Consider the following 231-nt stretch of genomic DNA (forward strand, 5'->3'; position numbering starts at 1 on the left):
CTCCCGCTCTCGCTGTCATTGCAGAAATACGATCTTCATCATCAAGACCTGATACCGTTGTCCAAGCAGCTTGAAGTTGTGGAGTAATCAACCAACCTTGTCCAAGTTGGTGAATACGCCCAATTTCACTTGAAAGTGTATAAGCATTATATTTTCTATTTCCAGTATTCGTAGCATTCGCTTTTACATACTCATATTTTGCTATATTATCCAAATAGAAACCATTGTCAG

1 protein-coding gene is annotated in these 231 nt (G+C 38.5%); it reads right to left on the minus strand.

Translation table 11 applies throughout. From position 1 onward, the window contains the following. On the minus strand, window positions 1-214 hold a 214-nt coding region (locus tag A1D25_RS01965; protein WP_240327085.1), incomplete at its 3' end, for an autotransporter outer membrane beta-barrel domain-containing protein. Window positions 215-231: the final 17 nt, after the last annotated feature.

Origin of the sequence: Ursidibacter arcticus, assembly GCF_009761375.1 — a bacterium.
In the GTDB taxonomy this organism is placed as follows: domain Bacteria; phylum Pseudomonadota; class Gammaproteobacteria; order Enterobacterales; family Pasteurellaceae; genus Ursidibacter; species Ursidibacter arcticus.